12 protein-coding genes are annotated in these 17023 nt (G+C 71.5%); 10 read left to right on the forward strand and 2 right to left on the reverse strand.

Going from position 1 to position 17023, the window contains the following annotated elements:
* Positions 1 to 6 precede the first annotated feature (6 nt).
* The 4 genes from ACFVYS_RS39855 (at position 7) to ACFVYS_RS39870 (ending at position 4418) form a co-directional block, all read left to right on the forward strand.
* On the forward strand, positions 7 to 600 hold the full coding sequence (locus ACFVYS_RS39855) for a hypothetical protein (RefSeq protein WP_389510246.1): 594 nt from the start codon (positions 7 to 9) through the stop codon (positions 598 to 600).
* Between the two features lie 197 nt (positions 601 to 797).
* Positions 798 to 1004, forward strand: coding sequence for a hypothetical protein (locus ACFVYS_RS39860; protein WP_389510248.1), 207 nt, complete (start codon positions 798 to 800; stop codon positions 1002 to 1004).
* A gap of 95 nt (positions 1005 to 1099) precedes the next feature.
* Positions 1100 to 4156, forward strand: a complete 3057-nt coding sequence (locus tag ACFVYS_RS39865) for an AAA family ATPase (protein ID WP_389510250.1) — start codon at positions 1100 to 1102, stop codon at positions 4154 to 4156.
* 67 nt (positions 4157 to 4223) lie between these two features.
* On the forward strand, positions 4224 to 4418 hold the full coding sequence (locus ACFVYS_RS39870; protein WP_389510251.1) for a DUF6191 domain-containing protein: 195 nt from the start codon (positions 4224 to 4226) through the stop codon (positions 4416 to 4418).
* Positions 4419 to 4424: 6 nt separating this feature from the next.
* Here the strand turns inward: ACFVYS_RS39870 and ACFVYS_RS39875 are convergent, their stop codons facing one another.
* Together ACFVYS_RS39875 and ACFVYS_RS39880 are read right to left on the reverse strand one after the other, a co-directional pair.
* Positions 4425 to 5585: a PQQ-dependent sugar dehydrogenase gene (locus tag ACFVYS_RS39875; protein WP_389510252.1), complete on the reverse strand. Its 1161-nt coding sequence runs from the start codon at positions 5583 to 5585 to the stop codon at positions 4425 to 4427.
* 101 nt (positions 5586 to 5686) lie between these two features.
* Positions 5687 to 6682, reverse strand: coding sequence for an aldo/keto reductase (locus ACFVYS_RS39880; RefSeq protein ID WP_389510254.1), 996 nt, complete (start codon positions 6680 to 6682; stop codon positions 5687 to 5689).
* A gap of 76 nt (positions 6683 to 6758) precedes the next feature.
* Here ACFVYS_RS39880 and ACFVYS_RS39885 point away from each other — a divergent pair, with 76 nt between their 5' ends.
* The 6 genes from ACFVYS_RS39885 (at position 6759) to serA (ending at position 16882) form a co-directional block, all read left to right on the forward strand.
* On the forward strand, positions 6759 to 7712 hold the full coding sequence (locus tag ACFVYS_RS39885) for a 2-hydroxyacid dehydrogenase (protein ID WP_389510256.1): 954 nt from the start codon (positions 6759 to 6761) through the stop codon (positions 7710 to 7712).
* A gap of 411 nt (positions 7713 to 8123) precedes the next feature.
* Positions 8124 to 11237, forward strand: coding sequence for a putative bifunctional diguanylate cyclase/phosphodiesterase (locus ACFVYS_RS39890; RefSeq protein WP_389510258.1), 3114 nt, complete (start codon positions 8124 to 8126; stop codon positions 11235 to 11237).
* 258 nt (positions 11238 to 11495) lie between these two features.
* On the forward strand, positions 11496 to 13343 hold the full coding sequence (locus tag ACFVYS_RS39895) for an acetolactate synthase large subunit (RefSeq protein ID WP_389510260.1): 1848 nt from the start codon (positions 11496 to 11498) through the stop codon (positions 13341 to 13343).
* Positions 13344 to 13364: 21 nt separating this feature from the next.
* Positions 13365 to 13889, forward strand: coding sequence for an acetolactate synthase small subunit (gene ilvN / locus ACFVYS_RS39900; protein ID WP_020131429.1), 525 nt, complete (start codon positions 13365 to 13367; stop codon positions 13887 to 13889).
* A gap of 139 nt (positions 13890 to 14028) precedes the next feature.
* Positions 14029 to 15027, forward strand: a complete 999-nt coding sequence (ilvC, locus tag ACFVYS_RS39905) for a ketol-acid reductoisomerase (protein WP_054239796.1) — start codon at positions 14029 to 14031, stop codon at positions 15025 to 15027.
* Between the two features lie 265 nt (positions 15028 to 15292).
* Entirely contained in the window at positions 15293 to 16882 is a 1590-nt protein-coding gene (gene serA, locus ACFVYS_RS39910; protein ID WP_389510263.1) for a phosphoglycerate dehydrogenase, read from the forward strand.
* Positions 16883 to 17023: the final 141 nt, after the last annotated feature.

A 17023-nucleotide genomic window follows, 5' to 3' on the forward strand; every position in this document is an offset into this window, starting at 1 on the left:
CGAGGTATGGGAACCAAGACTGTGGACGAGGCCGGCACGGAATCCGGCACCGAGGCGAAGCGCGACGAGGAGAAGGTGGACGTCACGAAGACCGAGGCGCCGGACGAAGCGACCGAGGCGGAGGCCGTCGAGGACGCCACCGCCGACGACACCGAGGACGGTGACGAGGTCCTCGCCGAGGAGGGCGCCGACAAGCCGGAGGGCTCCACCGGGGTCGGCCAGGGCGCCGGCGCAGTGGTCTCCGCCGCGCTCGGCCTCGTGTCGCTCACCGGCGGCTGGATCGGCACCGTCGCCGCCGCCCGCGAGACGCTGGTCGGCCAGCTCCAGACCTCGTCGAGCGCGAGTGTGGCCACCCAGATCAAGGAGGTCTACGGCGATGCCTGGCAGACCACCGCGCTGTGGGCCGGTCTGTTCGCGCTGACCGCGCTGATCATCGGTGTGGTCGTCCTGGCCCGGCCCGCCTTCGGCGCTCCCGGCCGGCCGCAGGCCCCCTGGATCAAGTCCGTCTCCTGGGCCGGCGTCGCGCTCGGCGTCATCGGCCTGCTGCTGGCCGTGCTCAAGTACACCGACGCCCTGCTCGGACTTCCGTCCGCGAGCTGAGTACCCGCAGGTCACGAGGGGTCTTAGACGACCGTGAGCCATTCACGGACGTTCCTAAGGCCCCTCAGTCGCGTCTAAGGCGCCGTCCGCCGCCGAAGATGCGGAACTCTCCCGATGTGGCGGACCCCCCTGGGAGACGAAGGTTGAGGCATCGCAACAAGCGAAGCCGCAACGACCGACCTCTCAGGGGACACACCATGTACGAGTACGAGCTTCAGCAGGCCCGTTCCGCCGAACTGCGCCGCCGGGCCGAGCACGAGCGACTGGCCCGCGAGGTGGTCCGCGGTCGTCGCGCCGCCCGCCGCGAGGCCGCCGATCACGCCGCCGAGCGGGCGGACGGCGGCGCCGGGAGCGAGTCGCATACCCATCTCCTCGATCGGCTCCGGTTCGCCCGGCCGGCGTGAACGCGGGGGCGGGGGAGGGCGGCCGCACGGGGGTCGGCCGCCCTTCCGCCGGGGCCCCGGCGATATCCGTTGGGCCGTCCTCCCACCCGCGTGCGATGCTCGCCCTCGTGGAGACCCGGTCCGTCAGCCCCGTCTTCGTCGGCCGAGCCGACGAGTTGCACACCCTGAACGACGCGCTCTCCCGCGCCGCCGCGGGAGAGCCTCAGGCGCTGCTCATCGGCGGTGAGGCCGGGGTCGGCAAGACCAGACTCGTCGAGGAGTTCGTCGCGGCCGCCCACCGCGGGGGCGCCGTCGTCGCGCTCGGCGGCTGTGTCGAGATCGGCGCCGACGGACTGCCGTTCGCCCCGTTCTCCACCGCGCTGCGCGCCCTGCGCCGGGCCCTGCCGGACGAACTGGCCGCCGCCGCGGCCGGCCAGGAGGAGGAACTCGCCCGGCTGCTGCCCGAACTGCGGGAGACGGCCCCCGGACGACGCCACCACGAGGAGGGCATGGCCCGCCTCTTCGAACTCACCGCCCGCCTCCTGGAACACGTCGCCACCGAGCGCACGGTCGTGGTCGCCCTGGAGGACCTGCACTGGGCCGACGCCTCCACCCGCCACCTGCTGTCCTATCTGCTGCGCACCCTGCGCACCGGCCGCCTCGTCGTCCTCGCCACCTACCGCGCCGACGACATCCACCGCCGCCACCCGCTGCGCCCCCTGCTCGCCGAACTCGACCGGCTGCGCACCGTCCAGCGCCTCGAACTCGCCCGCTTCACCCGTGACGAGGTCTGCCGTCAGGTCGCCGGGATCCTCGCCGCCGAACCCGACTCCGCCCAGGTCGACGACATCTTCGAACGCTCCGACGGCAACGCCTTCTTCGTCGAGGAACTCGCCGTGGCGGCACACGAAGGCTGCTGCACCGGCCTCACCGACACCCTGCGCGACCTGCTGCTCGTCCGCGTCGAGGCGCTGCCCGAGAGCGCCCAGAAAGTCGCCCGGATCATCGCCGAGGGCGGCTCCACCGTCGAGTACCGGCTGCTCGACGCCGTCGCCCGGCTCGCCGAGGACGACCTCATCGAGGCACTGCGCGCCGCCGTCGGCGCCAATATCCTGCTCACCACCCCCGACGGCGACGGCTACCGGTTCCGCCACTCCCTGGTCCGCGAGGCCGTGAGCGACGATCTGCTCCCCGGCGAACGCGCCCGCCTCAACCGCCGCTACGCCGAGGCCCTGCAGGCCGACCCGACCCTGGTCCCCGCCGACGAACGCGTCATGCGACTGGCCAGCTACTGGTACCACGCCCACGATCCGGCCAAGGCGCTCCCCGCCGTTCTGAGCGCCTCCGTCGAGGCCCGCTGCCGACGCGCCTACAGCGAGCAACTGCGGCTTCTGGAACGGGCGATGGAACTGTGGGAGACGGTCCCCGAGGACATTCGGGCCGCCCTGCGACCCGTCGACTACACGGAGGCCTATCCCCCGTGCGGCTGCGATCCGGCCACCACACCGCTGCGCTACCTCGACCTGATGGCCGAGGCCGCCGTCGCCGGCCGCTACTGCGGGGAACGCGAACGCGCCCTGAAGATCACCAAGCGGGCGCTGCGCCTGCTGGACGACGAGGACGACCCCCTGCGCTCCGCCTGGTTCTGGGTGCAGCGCTCCCGGCTGACGCACTCCCTGGGCCGGGGCGGCGGCCGCGAGGAACTGGCCAGGGCCGAGGACCTGTTGCGCGGTCTGCCGCCCAACGAGGTGCACGCCGAGCTGCTCACCCACATCGCCTGCTGGTCCTTGGTGCACGTCCCAGGGCCCGAGGCCTATGGAGCCGCCGAGCGGGCCGTGGAGTACGCCCGGCTGGTCGGCGCCCGCGAGACCGAGCTCGACGCCCGTCAGGTCCTCGGCGTTCTCATGGTCGACGCCGGCCACATCGAGGCCGGCCTCGCGGAGCTGCACGAGGTCAGAGAACGGGCGCTCGCCGAGGACACCCCCTCCGTCGCGCTGAACGCCTACGTCAATCTCCCCTCCGAACTGGAGGGGATCGGCCGTTCCCGGGAGGCCGTGCCGATCCTGGAGGAGGGCCTCGCCTTCGCCAAGCGGCACGGACCGCCCGACTCCGAAGCGTGGGTGTGGGGCAACCTCGCCGAGTCCCTCCTCTCCCTGGGCCGCTGGGACGAGGCCGACCGGGCCTGCGCCGCCGCCGGAAGGGTGGGCCAGGGCGTGGCGGTCCGAGGCTTCCACGCCGGCCTCCTCGCCGAACTCGCCCTCACCCGCGGCGACCTGGCCCAGGCCGAGCGCCAACTGGCCGCGGCGCAGGGTTTCTTCGGCTCCCATGAACACGCCCCGCAGAACCACCTGCCCCTGACCCGCCTCGCCATCGGACTCGCCGCGGCCCAGGGCCGCCCGCTGGAGGCCCGCGTCCCCTTCGCGGGCGCGCTCGAACGGGACTTCCGGCCCGGCACCCAGCGCTACGCCTGGCCCCTGCTGCTCGCCGCGGCCTCTGCCGAGGGCGACGCCCGCGCGACCCCCGCCGCCGACGCGGGCCGCGCCGGCCACCTCGACCGCATCCGGGCAGCCGCCCGGCGGCTCGCCACCATCGCCCCCGTCTGGCAGGCCCACGAACGCTGGGTCCGCGCAGAGCTCCTGCGCGCCGAGGGCCGGACCGACCCGGAGGACTGGTCCGAGGTGGTCGCCGCCTTCGAGTGCCTGGAACGGCCCTACGACCTCGCCCGCACCCGGCACCGTCTGGCCGAGGCCCTGCTCTCCGTCGGCGGCGACGACGAACGCGACCGGGCCGCGGAGCTGCTGCGCCTCGTGCACGCGGTCGCCGCGCACCTCGGCGCCCGCCCCCTCACCGAAGCCGTCACCCTGCTCGGCCGACGTGCCCGCCTGTCCCTGACCTCCGCCTCGGGCCCGCCGGACACCCCGGCCGACCCCACCGACCCGCTGGCGACGCTGGGCCTGACCAGCCGGGAGCGCGATGTGCTGCGCCTGGTCTCGGCCGGCCGCACCAACCGGCAGATCGCCGAGGTGCTCTTCATCTCCCCGAAGACGGCGAGTGTCCATGTCTCGAACATCCTGTCCAAGCTCGAGGTGTCGGGCCGCGGCGAGGCGGCGGCGGTGGCCCACCGGCTGGGGCTGTTCCCGCCGGGGGCCGAAGAACGGCTGATCGCGCGATAATGGGGCAGGCCACCCCGGAGGAGCCGTACAGGCCACCGACCGTGATCCGGCTCGGCATGGGAGAACGATGTTCAACGCATTCGAGGACCTCTTCGCGCCGGGCCGCAAGCACACCCGGGACGAGCAGAACCGGCTGGAACTGACCCGGGAGGACGTCGGCGACGGCGATCCCGGGCACGGGCCGATAGACCTGTCGTCCGGGAAGGTCGTGGTGCGGCCCTCCGACCCTGCGCCCTCCGACCCTGCGGCCGAGGACGGGTGACGTCGCTCAGCTCACCTGCAGCTCCAGGATCCGGTCGTCCCCCTCCTTCGGGTCGCCCCGGCCGTCCGTGTTGCTGGTCGTGACCCAGAGCTTGTCGCCGCCCGCCGACACCACCGTGCGCAGCCGGCCGTAGTCGCCCTGGAGGAAGGCCTGCGGGTCCGCCGAGGTCGCCGTGCCCTTCAGCGGGACGCGCCACAGGCGCTGCCCCCTCAGTCCCGCCATCCAGATCGAGCCCTCGGCGTAGGCGATACCGCTGGGCGAAGCGTCGGCGGTGTGCCACTGGGCCGCCGGGTTCCGGAACTTCGTGTCCTCGGACCTGCCCTCGGCCGTCGGCCAGCCGTAGTCGGCGCCCGGCGCGATCGCGTTCAGTTCGTCCCAGGTGTCCTGGCCGAACTCCGCGGCGAACAGGCGCTGCTTGGAATCCCAGGCGAGCCCCTGCACGTTGCGGTGTCCGTACGAGTACACCGCGGAGTCCGGGAACGGGTTGCCGGCGGCCGGCTCGCCCTCCGGGGTCAGCCGGAGGATCTTGCCGCCGAGGGACTTCTGGTCCTGGGCCAGGCCCCGGTCGCCGCTCTCGCCGGTGCCGACGTAGAGCAGCCGGTCGGGACCGAAGGCGATCCGGCCACCGTTGTGGATCATGCCCTTGGGTATGCCCTTGAAGACCGTGTCGGGCGCCCCCAGCCGGTCGCCGGCGGGCCGCGCGGGGTCGTAGATCATCCGGACGATGCGGTTGTCCGAGGCCGAGGTGAAGTAGGCGTAGACCATGTGGTCCGACGCGTAGTCGGGGGAGAGGGCGAGACCCAGCAGGCCGCCCTCGCCGGCCGCCGAGACCCCCGGCACCTCGCCCAGCTCGGTCTTCTTGCCCGTCTCCGTGTCCACCCGGGTGATCGTGCCCTCGTCGCGGGAGGCGACCAGGAGGCCGCCCTCGGGGAGGGGCACGAGGCCCCAGGGCGTGTTCAGGCCCTCGGCGACCGTGCGCACCACCTTGACCGTGCCCTTCGCGGGCGGGGTCTCCTCCGCGGACGGCGAGACCGGGGCCGCCGTACTGCTCGGGGCCGCACTGGCCGAGGCGCCGGAGGACCCCCCGGAGTCGGAGGAGCAGCCGCCCGTCACCAGCAGAGCACTCGCGGCCAACACGGCTGAAACAGCTCGACGTTGCACGATCATGGTCCCTTCGACACGGCGGATTCTGCGGCGGGCTTCATCTGTCCTACGCCGTTCACGCCTCACGGGTTCCCGATCCGGGCCATCGCGACCCGAAAGCGGGACTACTCCCACGATCCCTGTGCCCCGGGCAGCTCCGCCACGTCCGCCAGATCCTGCGGCGTCAGACGCAGGCCGGCCGCCGCCGCGTTCTCCGTCACCCAGCGTTCCCGCTTGGCGCCCGGGACCGGGATCACGTGCCGGCCCTGTGCCAGCACCCAGGCCAGCGCCACCTGCGCGGCGGTCACGGCCTCGCCGTGCCGGGCGGCGACCCGGCGCAGACCGACGACGATCGGCTGGTTCGCGGCCATCATCTCGCCGGTGAAACGGGGGTGCCGGGCGCGCATGTCGTCCGGTTCGAAGCCCTGGCCGGGAGTGAGTGTGCCGGTGAGGAAGCCGTTGCCGAGCGGCATCGCAGCCAGGAAGCCCACGCCACGCGCCTCGCACCAGGGCAGCAGGGTCTCCAGCGCCTCGGGCGACCACACCGACAGCTCCGCCTCCACGGCGCTCACCGGGAAGACCTGCTGGACGCGCCGCAACTGGCGAATCGTTCCGTCGTACAGTCCACCGGAGCGGCGACCACCTCGGGCACCCACCGCGCACAGCCCCAGCGCCCGCACCTTGCCCGCCCGGACGAGCTCGGCCATCGCGCCCCAGGTCTCCTCGACCGGGACCTCGGGATCGGCCCGGTGCAGTTGGTAGAGATCGATGACGTCCGTCTGGAGGCGTCGGAGCGAGGCGTCGCAGGCCCGCTTCACATAACCCGGCCTGCCGTTGGCCACGATGTGCTGCTCACCGACGAGCAGACCGACCTTCGTCGACACGAACGCGTCCTCGCGCCGCTCCTTCAACGCCCGCCCCACCAGCAGCTCGTTGGTGAACGGGCCGTACATGTCGGCGGTGTCCAGCAGGGACGACCCCGCGTCCAGCGCCCGGTGCACCGCCCGGAGCGACTCGTCGCCCCGCTGCCGCGACCCGCTGTACGCCCAGCTCATCGGCATGCACCCGAGACCGACGGCACCCACCTCGAGCGCCCCCGCGCCGATCGTCCTGCGCTCCACCTGCTCGTGACCCTCCCTCTCCCGAGCCTCCAACCTAACCTCTGCACGCGCGCGTACCTGACATAGCCTCCTGGCCATGAGCGCTGACGTCTGGCTTCCCATCCCCCCGGAAGAGATCGAGGGCCTCCCGGAGGGGCCGAACTACCGCTTCTGGAACGGTGAGGAGGACTTTCCGGCGGACCCGGGCGACTGCGTCTTCTACGTCGTCCCCTACATGAAGCCCGCGGGTCTCGGGCAGCGGCCGCTGCCCGAGATGACCTCACTGGAGGTCGTCCAGACCCTGTCCGCCGGCATCGACCACGTGACGCCTGCCCTCGCCTCGCTGCGTCCCGGCGTATGGCTGTGCAACGCGCGGGGGGTGCACGAGGCGAGCACGGCCGAGCTCACGCTCACCCTGGTCCTCGCGTCGCTGCGCGGGATCCCCGACTTCGTCCGGGCCCAGGACCGGGGGGAGTGGCTCAGCGGGTTCCGGCCCGCGCTCGCCGACAAGAACGTGCTCATCGTCGGGTACGGCTCCATCGGCTCCGCGATCGAGGACCGGCTCGTGCCCTTCGAGGTGGCGCGGGTGGCGCGCGTCGCGCGCTCCTGGCGCACGACGGCGCGCGGCCCCGTGCATCCGATCGCCGAACTTCCCGCCCTGCTCCCCGAAGCGGACGTCGTCATCCTGTGCACGCCCCTGAACGACAGCACCCTCGGCCTGGTCGACGCCGAGTTCCTGGCCCGGATGAAGGACGGCGCGCTGCTCGTGAACGTGGCCCGCGGCGGGGTCGTCGACACCAAGGCCCTGCTCACCGAGGTGGAGAGCGGGCGCCTCACCGCGGCGCTGGACGTCACCGACCCCGAGCCCCTGCCCCCGGGCCACCCGCTGTGGAGCGCGCCGGGCGTCCTCGTCAGCCCGCACGTCGGCGGGCCCACCTCCGCCTTCCTGCCCCGCGCCGTGCGCCTGCTGGTGGACCAGTTGGGCCGCTTCGTGAACCGGGAGCCACTGCGCAACGTGATCCTCACTACGGGCACGGCGAACGGATCGTGACGGCCAGGGCGCTCCTGTAGTCCGGCTCGGGCACCCTCCGCAGTCCTCCGGACGCGGTCCGTACCTCTTTCGGGCGCATATGCCGATGATCGTCACGCAGCGTAGAGGAACTATGTCCCTGAGTGACGAGTCTGGTGTATCGTCCCGACAGGGGCTACGCCGCGCACGTTCGGCGTCAGGGATGGACATTTCAGACTTGCGAGGGGGGCGACGGGCGATGCACGGCCTATGGACGAACGATCCGACGCGGCGGAACCGCCGGCGGCGACCCTGGCGCTCCACCACGCGCCGACACGGTCACGGCACTCACTCCGGCCATCACCGCCTCCGGTGCGGTGGCTACGGGAAGCACGCGCCACCGGCGGTCCGGGACCCGAGGGATCCGGGAGTGACGCGGACCGGGAGGACCCGGTGAGTCCGCCGCCGACCTCCACGCCCCTCCTCGACGGAGCGCTGCGGACGCAGCGCCCGACGGGGACACCGCGTACCGCGCCGCCGTCCACCGGCTGCTCCGGGACCAACCTGGTCCCCCAGATGCTGCTCGCCCTCCTGTGCGCGGGATACGCCGTCGGTTCCGCGCTCGGCTGGGGCTCCGACCGACTCGCACTGATCATGGGCGACTTCGGGCTGACCGCGGCGGCGGGCACCGCCACCGTCTCCTGCTTCCTCTACGCGCGCAGCCGCGGCGTCCGTTTTCGACCCGCCTGGCTGCTGTTCTCGATCTCCTCGGCGATGGCCGCCCTCGGCAACCTGGTCTGGGGCTGGTACGAGGTGGTCCTGGGGCGGCCCGTGCCCAGCCCCAGCTTCGCCGACCTGTTCTTCCTGTGCTTCGCGCCCCCTGCCATCGTGGGCCTGCTCGTGCTCGCCGCCCGGCCCATGACGAAGGCGGGCTGGGTCTGCCTGGCCCTGGACGCCTGGCTGATCGCCGGCTCACTGCTCACCCTCTCCTGGAGCCTCGCGCTCGCCCAGGCGGCGAAGTTCGACGGACCGAGCGTGGCGCACGCCGCGCTGTCGCTCGCGTACCCGCTGCTCGACATCGCCCTGGTGAGCATGGTGCTGGTGCTGCACTTCCGGCGCACGGCGGTGAACCGCACGGCGGTCAACACGGCCGTCGGCGCGCTCGCGCTGACCGTCATGTGCGACGCCCTGTTCACCTCGCCGCTGCTGCACAACAACTACCGCTCGGGCCAGCTCCTCGACGCGGGCTGGTTCGCGGGCTCGCTGCTCCTGGCGTACGCGCCCTGGGCCGCCTCCCGCCAGCAACGGTCGGCCGCGGATGAGGGGCACACGCGTCTGGTGCACGAACACGTACCCGGTCCGCGCCCCACAGGGCGCCGCCCCCAGGGGCCGTCGCGCACGGCGGCCGCCGCGTCCGCCCAGACCTCCGCTCAGGCAGCCGCGCAGACGTCCGCCCAGCGCTCCGACCAGACGCCTCCGCAGGGAGGTGATCACAGCAGGTTTCCGGTCACCCGGCCCATCACCGGCTCCCTGGCCGCCCTCACGCCCTATCTCGCCGCCGCCGTCTGCACCCTGGGCATCCTCTACAACGTCCTCAACGGCCGCAGCGTCGACCGCGTGGTGCTGCTGACCGGCGGCACGGTCGTGCTCGCCCTCGTGGTGCGCCAGGGGATCATGCTGCTCGACAACATCACCCTCACCCAGGAACTGGCGCAGAAGGAGAACCACTTCCGCTCCCTGGTGCAGGGCTCCAGCGACGTCATCATGATCGCCGCGCCCAGTGGCGTCCTGCGCTACGTCTCCCCGGCCGCAGCCGGGGTCTACGGCCGGCCGGCCGAGGACCTGGTGGGTTCCGAACTGGCCGACCTCATCCACCCCGAGGACCTGGGCTGCGTGGTGCACGAGGTGCGCCGCTTCCTCGCCGCCGTTCCCCTGGAGGAACCCACCACGCGCATCGAGTGCCGCTTCCGCTCCGGCGACGGCGGCTGGCTCAATGTCGAGTCGACCGTCAACCGCCATCACGGCGGCCTGATCTTCAACAGCCGGGACGTGACGGAGCGGGTGCGGCTCCAGGCGCAGCTCCAGCACAACGCCGAACACGACCCGCTCACCGACCTGCCCAACCGCGCGCTGTTCACCCGGCGCGTCCAGCAGGCCCTGTCCGGCCGCCGCAGTTCCGACCGGGGCCCCGCCCTGCGCAACACGGCGGTCCTCTTCATCGACCTCGACGGTTTCAAGGCCGTCAACGACACGATCGGCCACGCGGCCGGTGACGCCCTGCTGGTCCAGGCCGCCCGCAGGCTCCAGGACGCGGTCCGCAAGGGAGACACCGCCTCCCGACTGGGCGGCGACGAGTTCGCGGCCCTCATCGTCGGCGACGGCACCCGCGACCGCGCCGCCCGGGAACGCCACATAGTGGAACTCGCCGACCGTCTCCGGCTCACGCTGTCGCAGCCGTACCTCATCGACGGCAACGAGGTCCGTGTCGCCGCCTCCATCGGCGTCGCCTTCGCCGAAGCCGGTCTGGGCGCCGGTGAGCTGCTGCGCAACGCCGACCTCGCCATGTACCGCGCCAAGGCGGGCGGCAAGGGCCGGGTCGAGTTGTACAAGCCGCAGATGCAGCAGGACGTCGTACGCAAGGCGGAGCTGGCCACGCGGCTGCGTGCCGCGCTGCACGACGGCGAGTTCGCGCTGCTGCACCAGCCCGTGGTGCGCCTGGAGGACGGCCGGATCTCGTCGGTCGCCGCGCAGGCCCGCTGGCGCTCCTCGCAGGGGGTGCTCTTCACGCCCGCCGAGTTCCTGCGGGTCGCGGAGGACAGCGACAAGACGGCCGAGCTGGGGCGCTGGGTGCTGGAGGAGGCCGTCGAGCAGGCCGCCGACCGGGCCGCGAGCGGGCTCACCCTGCCGGTGGTCGTGCGGATGGGTGCCCGACGGCTGCTGGACCGGTCGTTGCCGCTGGGCTCCGTGGAGGCGCTGCTGACCCGGCACGGGCTGCCGTCGGGGTCCCTGGTGGTGGAGCTGTCCGACACCGACCCGAGGGTGCCGCTGGACGAGCTGGAGCGCCGCCTGGGGGCGCTGCGGCGCCTCGGGGTGCGGATCGCCCTCGACGGCTTCGGCAGCGGCTACGCGGCCCTCACGGCGCTGCGGAGACTCCCCGTCGACGTACTCAGGCTGGACCGCTCGCTGGTCGAGGGGGTCGTCGAGTCCGCGCGGCTGCACAAGATCACCAGCGGGCTGCTGCGGATCGCCACCGACCTGGGGCTCCAGTCCGTCGCCGAGGGCGTGGATCTGCCCGAGCAGGTGGTCGCCCTGCGCGCGATGGGCTGTACGCATGGCCAGGGGATGGCGTTCTCCGGGCCGCTCGACGAGTACCGGCTGCGCCGAGCCCTGGCGACCGGCCGCTATCCGGTGCCGCACGGGCCGGCCGAGCCCGCGTTCGCGGGCGGTGGCGCGGGGGTGTACACCAGTGGTGTCCATGCCGGTGGTGTCGCCGGCGGAGTCACGGCCGTCCTGGGGAGCGGAAGTGCCCTTCGCTCACATAATGAGACGCCCGTCCCACCCACTTGACAGTCGGTGCGCGCCGGGGGGAGGGTCAATGCCATGCGCACCCGAATTCTCGTACTTGGAAAGCGCGTCGGCTGAAGCTGGTGACGCTCCGGACGGACCCGGAACTCCCAGCGACCCACACCCGGCGCGCTCCCCTCGCTTGCCTTTTGGCACGAGGGGTTTTTTGTTGCACAAAACCCGCCGCGGCCCTCGTGCCGCAGCTCTGAAAGACCCTGCAAGACCCTCAGTAAAACCCTCAGCATCGAGAAGAGAATGCCGATGACCGAGCAGGCCACCGGGGCCCATCCGCAGCCGCGGCCCCGATCCGGAGGACAGCACTCCGCGACCGTCGAGCACGTGACGGGTGCGCAGTCCCTCATCCGTTCTCTCGAGGAGGTCGGCGCCGACACGGTATTCGGCATTCCCGGCGGCACGATCCTGCCCGCCTATGACCCGCTGATGGACTCGGTGAGGGTGCGGCACGTCCTGGTCCGCCATGAGCAGGGGGCCGGCCACGCCGCCACCGGCTACGCGCAGGCCACCGGCAGGGTCGGCGTCTGCATGGCCACCTCGGGACCCGGCGCCACCAATCTGGTGACCCCGATCGCCGACGCGCACATGGACTCGGTGCCGCTCGTGGCGATCACCGGGCAGGTCGCGTCCAAGGCGATCGGCACGGACGCCTTCCAGGAGGCGGACATCGTCGGCATCACCATGCCGATCACCAAGCACAGCTTCCTGGTCACCAAGGCCGAGGACATCCCCCAGGTGATCGCGCAGGCCTTCCACATCGCCTCCACCGGCCGCCCCGGCCCGGTCCTGGTCGACATTCCCAAGGACATCCTCCAGGCGAGGACCACGTTCTCCTGGCCGCCCACCATGGACCTGCCCGGCTACCGCCCGGTGACCAAGCCGCACGCCAAGCAGATCCGCGAGGCCGCCAAGCTGATCACCGCCGCCAAGCGGCCGATCCTGTACGTCGGCGGCGGCGTCCTGAAGGCCGGCGCGACCGCCGAGCTGAAGGTCCTCGCCGAGCTGACCGGCGCGCCCGTCACCACCACCCTGATGGCGCTGGGCGCGTTCCCCGACAGCCACCCGCAGCACCTCGGCATGCCGGGCATGCACGGCTCGGTGGCTGCCGTCACCGGTCTCCAGAAGGCCGACCTGATCGTCGCCCTCGGCGCCCGCTTCGACGACCGGGTCACCGGCAAGCTCGACAGCTTCGCGCCGTACGCCAAGATCGTCCACGCGGACATCGACCCGGCGGAGATCGGCAAGAACCGCGCCGCCGACGTGCCGATCGTCGGGGACGCCCGCGAGGTCATCGCCGATCTGGTCCAGGCGGTCCAGAAGGAGCACAGCGAGGGCCAGCGGGGCGACTACACCGCCTGGTGGAAGGACCTGAGCCGCTGGCGCGACACGTACCCGCTCGGCTACGACCAGCCCGCCGACGGTTCGCTCTCCCCGCAGCAGGTCATCGAGCGCGTCGGGCAGCTCGCCCCCGAGGGCACGATCTTCGCCGCGGGCGTCGGCCAGCACCAGATGTGGGCCGCCCACTTCATCCAGTACGAGAAGCCCGCCACCTGGCTGAACTCCGGCGGCGCGGGCACCATGGGCTACGCGGTCCCGGCCGCGATGGGCGCCAAGGCCGGCGCCCCGGACCGCACGGTCTGGGCGATCGACGGCGACGGCTGCTTCCAGATGACCAACCAGGAACTCACCACCTGCGCCCTGAACAACATCCCGATCAAGATCGCCATCATCAACAACGGCGCCCTGGGGATGGTCCGCCAGTGGCAGACCCTGTTCTACAACCAGCGGTACTCCAACACCGTGCTGCACAGCGGCCCCAGTGACGTCAATCCCGACGCCCGCGGCACTCGCGTCCCCGACTTCGTGAAGCTGTCGGAGGCCATGGGCTGCTACGCGATCCGCTGTGAGTCCCCGGACGACCTCGACAAGGTCATCGAGGAGGCGAACTCCATCAACGACCGTCCCGTCGTCGTCGACTTCATCGTCCACGAGGACGCGATGGTGTGGCCGATGGTCGCCGCCGGCACCTCCAACGACGAGATCCTGGCCGCCCGGGACGTCCGCCCCGACTTCGGCGACAACGAAGACGACTGAGCGAGAGAGACGTAAGAAGACATGTCCAAGCACACGCTCTCCGTCCTGGTGGAGAACAAGCCGGGCATCCTGGCCCGGATCGCCGCCCTGTTCTCCCGTCGGGGCTTCAACATCGACTCGCTCGCCGTCGGCGTCACCGAGCACGCCGACATCTCCCGGATCACGATCGTGGTGAGCGTCGACGCCCTGCCGCTGGAGCAGGTCACCAAGCAGCTCAACAAGCTCGTCGAGGTGCTGAAGATCGTCGAGCTGGAGCCGGGACAGGCGGTTCACCGCGAACTCGTTCTGGTGAAGGTGCGCGCCGACAACGAGACGCGCTCGCAGATCGTCGAGATCGTCCAGTTGTTCCGCGCCAAGACCGTCGACGTCTCCCCGGAGGCCGTGACCATCGAGGCCACCGGCAGCAACGACAAGCTGTCCGCCATGCTCAAGATGCTGGAACCGTACGGCATCAAGGAGCTGGTCCAGTCCGGCACGATCGCCATCGGCCGCGGCGCCCGTTCGATCACGGACCGGTCGCTTCGCGCTCTCGACCGGTCGGCGTAAGTACGTAACCGGTCTTCGTACGAACGGATCCGGGCGGCCGGTGATCGTCGACCGCCCGTATGCCGAGACCCCGAAACTTCCCTTCCGCTCGCCGTCATACGGTGGGACGCAACACCTGCACTCAAGGAGAGAACCCAAAGTGGCCGAGCTGTTCTACGACGCCGACGCCGACCTGTCCATCATCCAGGGCCGCAAGGTCGCGGTCATCGGATACGGCAGCCAGGGCCACGCCCACGCCCTGTCGCTCCGTGACTCCGGTGTCGACGTCCGGGTCGGTCTGCACGAGGGCTCCAAGTCCAAGGCCAAGGCCGAGGAGCAGGGCCTGCGCGTGGTGACCCCGGCCGAGGCCGCCGCCGAGGCCGACGTCATCATGATCCTTATCCCGGACCCGATCCAGGCCCAGGTCTACGAGGAGTCCATCAAGGACAACCTGAAGGACGGCGACGCGCTGTTCTTCGCCCACGGCTTCAACGTGCGCTTCGGCTTCATCAAGGCCCCGGCCGGCGTCGACGTCGCCCTGGTCGCCCCGAAGGGCCCGGGTCACCTGGTGCGCCGCCAGTACGAGGAGGGCCGCGGCGTCCCCGCGATCGCCGCCGTCGAGCAGGACGCGACCGGCAACGCCTTCGCGCTGGCCCTGTCGTACGCCAAGGGCATCGGCGGCACCCGCGCCGGCGTCATCAAGACGACCTTCACCGAGGAGACCGAGACCGACCTGTTCGGTGAGCAGGCCGTCCTCTGCGGTGGCACCTCCGCGCTGGTCAAGGCGGGCTTCGAGACCCTGGTCGAGGCCGGCTACCAGCCGGAGATCGCCTACTTCGAGTGCCTGCACGAGCTGAAGCTGATCGTGGACCTCATGTACGAGGGCGGCCTGGAGAAGATGCGCTGGAGCGTCTCCGAGACCGCCGAGTGGGGCGACTACATCACCGGCCCGCGCATCATCACGGACGCCACCAAGGCCGAGATGAAGCAGGTCCTCGCCGAGATCCAGGACGGCACCTTCGCCCAGAACTGGATGGACGAGTACCACGGCGGTCTGAAGAAGTACAACGAGTACAAGGACGCGGACTCCGAGCACCTGCTGGAGACCACCGGCAAGCAGCTGCGCAAGCTGATGAGCTGGGTGAACGAAGAGGCGTAAGGCCTCGGGGCGGGGGCCGGAGCGGATCGCTCCGGCCCCGTTGTCCATTCCGTCCACCACGGACGGGTGATCCTTCCGCGGAGGCGTGAGGCGACCGCCGTCGCGGCACTACACTGCTGCACTACATACGCGTCAGGCCCACAGCGTCGTGCGTCTTCCACGCGGCTAGCCCCTCCTCCGCCTGCGGCCGTCGGGACGGCCGTCCGCACGCTCCCCCATAGCCTGGAGGGCATGGGAGGTGCCCCCATGACTTGTGAGGACTCACGTGAGCTCGAAACCTGTCGTACTCATCGCTGAAGAGCTGTCGCCCGCGACCGTGGACGCGCTTGGCCCGGACTTCGAGATCCGGCACGTCAACGGAGCGGATCGAGCCGAACTGCTGCCGGCCATCGCCGACGTCGACGCGATCCTGATCCGCTCGGCCACCAAGGTGGACGCCGAGGCGATCGCCGCCGCGAAGAAACTGAAGGTCGTCGCACGAGCCGGCGTCGGCCTGGACAACGTCGACGTGCCTTCCGCCACCAAGGCCGGCGTGATGGTCGTCAACGCGCCGACCTCCAACATCGTGACCGCCGCCGAACTGGCCTGCGGTCTGCTGCTCGCCACCGCCCGCCACATTCCGCAGGCCAACGCCGCGCTGAAGAACGGCGAGTGGAAGCGCAGCAAGTACACGGGTGTCGAGCTGGCCGAGAAGACCCTCGGTGTCGTCGGCCTCGGCCGCATCGGCGCGCTCGTCGCGCAGCGCATGTCCGGCTTCGGCATGAAGGTCGTCGCGTACGACCCCTACATCCAGCCCGCCCGTGCCGCGCAGATGGGCGTGAAGGTCCTCTCGCTGGACGAGCTGCTCGAGGTCGCCGACTTCATCACCGTCCACCTGCCCAAGACCCCCGAGACGGTCGGTCTGATCGGCGACGAGGCGCTGCGCAAGGTCAAGCCGACCGTGCGCATCGTCAACGCCGCGCGCGGCGGGATCGTCGACGAGGAGGCGCTGTACTCGGCGCTGAAGGAGGGCCGCGTCGCCGGCGCCGGCCTCGACGTGTACGCGAAGGAGCCCTGCACGGACTCCCCGCTCTTCGAGTTCGACCAGGTCGTGGCCACCCCGCACCTCGGCGCCTCGACCGACGAGGCCCAGGAGAAGGCCGGTATCGCGGTCGCGCGTTCGGTGCGGCTGGCCCTCGCGGGCGAGCTGGTGCCGGACGCGGTGAACGTCCAGGGCGGTGTCATCGCCGAGGACGTCAAGCCCGGTCTGCCCCTCGCCGAGCGCCTCGGCCGGATCTTCACCGCGCTCGCCGGTGAGGTCGCGGTCCGCCTCGACGTCGAGGTGTACGGCGAGATCACCCAACACGACGTGAAGGTGCTGGAGCTGTCGGCTCTCAAGGGTGTCTTCGAGGACGTCGTCGACGAGACCGTCAGCTACGTCAACGCCCCGCTGTTCGCGCAGGAGCGCGGCGTCGAGGTGCGGCTGACCACCAGCTCCGAGTCGGCCGACCACCGTAACGTCGTCACCGTGCGCGGCACGCTCACGGACGGCGAGGAGGTGTCGGTCTCCGGCACGCTGGCCGGTCCGAAGCACCTCCAGAAGATCGTCGCGGTCGGCGAGTACGACGTCGACCTCGCGCTCGCCGACCACATGGTCGTCCTCAAGTACGAGGACCGTCCGGGTGTCGTCGGCACCGTGGGCCGGGTCTTCGGCGAGGCGGGCATCAACATCGCCGGCATGCAGGTCGCCCGTGCGGCGGTCGGCGGCGAGGCGCTGGCCGTCCTGACGGTCGACGACACCGTGCCCGCGGGGGTGCTGGCGGAGGTCGCGGAGGAGATCGGCGCGACGTCCGCGCGGGCGGTGAACCTCGTCTGAGGTTGCCGCACCTACTGGGGGCTGCCGCCCCCAGGCCCCCGCTTCGGCCCTGAAGGGGCCTCGTCCTCAAACGCCGGGCGGGCTGGATGCACTGAACGTGGCTCGATGACAGGAGCCGGGCGGGCTGGATCACTCCAGCCC

It is taken from the genome of Streptomyces sp. NPDC058295 (genome assembly GCF_042880655.1).
In the GTDB taxonomy this organism is placed as follows: Bacteria; Actinomycetota; Actinomycetes; order Streptomycetales; family Streptomycetaceae; genus Streptomyces; species Streptomyces coriariae.